This is a genomic window from Pseudomonas sp. RW10S2, assembly GCF_014268985.1.
GTDB lineage: Bacteria > Pseudomonadota > Gammaproteobacteria > Pseudomonadales > Pseudomonadaceae > Aquipseudomonas > Aquipseudomonas wayambapalatensis.
Map to the genome: position 1 here is coordinate 1 of NZ_JABWRO010000218.1, position 3344 is coordinate 3344.

Here is a 3344-nt window from a genome sequence, read left to right on the forward strand (position 1 = left end):
GAATGTTGATTTCTGGCTTTTGTCAGATCGTTCTTTAAAAATTCGGATATGTGATAGAAATAGACTGAATGCCAGTTTCACTGCTGGTAGTTCAGGCTAAGGTAAAATTTGTGAGTTCTCACGAATTTTCGGCGAATGTCGTCTTCACAGTATAACCAGATTGCTTGGGGTTATATGGTCAAGTGAAGAAGCGCATACGGTGGATGCCTTGGCAGTCAGAGGCGATGAAAGACGTGGTAGCCTGCGATAAGCTTTGGGGAGTCGGCAAACAGACTGTGATCCAGAGATCTCTGAATGGGGGAACCCACTCAGCACAAGCTGAGTATCTTGTACTGAATACATAGGTGCAAGAGGCGAACCAGGGGAACTGAAACATCTAAGTACCCTGAGGAAAAGAAATCAACCGAGATTCCCTTAGTAGTGGCGAGCGAACGGGGACCAGCCCTTAAGTTGATTTGAGATTAGTGGAACGCTCTGGAAAGTGCGGCCATAGTGGGTGATAGCCCCGTACACGAAAGTCTCTTTTCAATGAAATCGAGTAGGACGGAGCACGAGAAACTTTGTCTGAACATGGGGGGACCATCCTCCAAGGCTAAATACTACTGACTGACCGATAGTGAACCAGTACCGTGAGGGAAAGGCGAAAAGAACCCCGGAGAGGGGAGTGAAATAGAACCTGAAACCGTATGCGTACAAGCAGTGGGAGCCTACTTTGTTAGGTGACTGCGTACCTTTTGTATAATGGGTCAGCGACTTATATTCAGTGGCGAGCTTAACCGAATAGGGGAGGCGTAGCGAAAGCGAGTCTTAATAGGGCGCTTTAGTCGCTGGGTATAGACCCGAAACCGGGCGATCTATCCATGGGCAGGTTGAAGGTTAGGTAACACTGACTGGAGGACCGAACCGACTACCGTTGAAAAGTTAGCGGATGACCTGTGGATCGGAGTGAAAGGCTAATCAAGCTCGGAGATAGCTGGTTCTCCTCGAAAGCTATTTAGGTAGCGCCTCATGTATCACTGCTGGGGGTAGAGCACTGTTTCGGCTAGGGGGTCATCCCGACTTACCAAACCGATGCAAACTCCGAATACCAGCAAGTGCCGAGCATGGGAGACACACGGCGGGTGCTAACGTCCGTCGTGAAAAGGGAAACAACCCAGACCGTCAGCTAAGGTCCCAAAGTCATGGTTAAGTGGGAAACGATGTGGGAAGGCTTAGACAGCTAGGAGGTTGGCTTAGAAGCAGCCACCCTTTAAAGAAAGCGTAATAGCTCACTAGTCGAGTCGGCCTGCGCGGAAGATGTAACGGGGCTCAAACCATGCACCGAAGCTACGGGTATCACCTCTGGTGATGCGGTAGAGGAGCGTTCTGTAAGCCTGTGAAGGTGAGTTGAGAAGCTTGCTGGAGGTATCAGAAGTGCGAATGCTGACATGAGTAACGACAATGCGAGTGAAAAACTCGCACGCCGAAAGACCAAGGTTTCCTGCGCAACGTTAATCGACGCAGGGTTAGTCGGTCCCTAAGGCGAGGCTGAAAAGCGTAGTCGATGGAAAACAGGTTAATATTCCTGTACTTCCAGTTATTGCGATGGAGGGACGGAGAAGGTTAGGCCAGCCTGGCGTTGGTTGTCCAGGTTTAAGGTGGTAGGCTGAAATCTTAGGCAAATCCGGGATTTCAAGGCCGAGAGCTGATGACGAGCGCTCTTTAGAGTGCGAAGTGGTTGATACCATGCTTCCAAGAAAAGCTCCTAAGCTTCAGATAACTGGGAACCGTACCCCAAACCGACACAGGTGGTTAGGTAGAGAATACCAAGGCGCTTGAGAGAACTCGGGTGAAGGAACTAGGCAAAATGGCACCGTAACTTCGGGAGAAGGTGCGCCGGCGAGGGTGAAGGACTTGCTCCGTAAGCTCATGCCGGTCGAAGATACCAGGCCGCTGCGACTGTTTATTAAAAACACAGCACTCTGCAAACACGAAAGTGGACGTATAGGGTGTGACGCCTGCCCGGTGCCGGAAGGTTAATTGATGGGGTTAGCGCAAGCGAAGCTCTTGATCGAAGCCCCGGTAAACGGCGGCCGTAACTATAACGGTCCTAAGGTAGCGAAATTCCTTGTCGGGTAAGTTCCGACCTGCACGAATGGCGTAACGATGGCGGCGCTGTCTCCACCCGAGACTCAGTGAAATTGAAATCGCTGTGAAGATGCAGTGTATCCGCGGCTAGACGGAAAGACCCCGTGAACCTTTACTATAGCTTTGCACTGGACTTTGAGCTTGCTTGTGTAGGATAGGTGGGAGGCTTTGAAGTGGGGACGCCAGTTCTCATGGAGCCATCCTTGAAATACCACCCTGGCAACCTTGAGGTTCTAACTCAGGTCCGTGATCCGGATCGAGGACAGTGTATGGTGGGTAGTTTGACTGGGGCGGTCTCCTCCCAAAGAGTAACGGAGGAGTACGAAGGTGCGCTCAGACCGGTCGGAAATCGGTCGTAGAGTATAAAGGCAAAAGCGCGCTTGACTGCGAGACACACACGTCGAGCAGGTACGAAAGTAGGTCTTAGTGATCCGGTGGTTCTGTATGGAAGGGCCATCGCTCAACGGATAAAAGGTACTCCGGGGATAACAGGCTGATACCGCCCAAGAGTTCATATCGACGGCGGTGTTTGGCACCTCGATGTCGGCTCATCACATCCTGGGGCTGAAGCCGGTCCCAAGGGTATGGCTGTTCGCCATTTAAAGTGGTACGCGAGCTGGGTTTAGAACGTCGTGAGACAGTTCGGTCCCTATCTGCCGTGGACGTTTGAGATTTGAGAGGGGCTGCTCCTAGTACGAGAGGACCGGAGTGGACGAACCTCTGGTGTTCCGGTTGTCACGCCAGTGGCATTGCCGGGTAGCTATGTTCGGAAGAGATAACCGCTGAAAGCATCTAAGCGGGAAACTTGCCTCAAGATGAGATCTCACTGGGATCTTGAATCCCCTGAAGGGCCGTCGAAGACTACGACGTTGATAGGTTGGGTGTGTAAGCGCTGTGAGGCGTTGAGCTAACCAATACTAATTGCCCGTGAGGCTTGACCATATAACACCCAAGCAATTTGCTGTGCAGATTGCGGTGGTGAAGACGAAACGAACCGAAAGTTCGAAGCGACTCACAAAGATCACATATCCGAATTGGCTGGCGTGTCTGCAAAGACGCACTGGCAACCGAATTTCTTGACGACCATAGAGCATTGGAACCACCTGATCCCATCCCGAACTCAGCAGTGAAACGATGCATCGCCGATGGTAGTGTGGGGTTTCCCCATGTGAGAGTAGGTCATCGTCAAGATTCATTTCGCAAAACCCCTATCTGCG

General features: G+C 51.4%; 2 rRNA genes. Both read left to right on the plus strand.

What is annotated here, in order from left to right:
* Positions 1-176 precede the first annotated feature (176 nt).
* Positions 177-3069 (plus strand): 23S ribosomal RNA (locus HU729_RS25240).
* A 133-nt stretch (positions 3070-3202) separates the two neighbouring features.
* Positions 3203-3318, plus strand: a 5S ribosomal RNA gene (rrf, locus tag HU729_RS25245).
* Positions 3319-3344 lie beyond the last annotated feature (26 nt).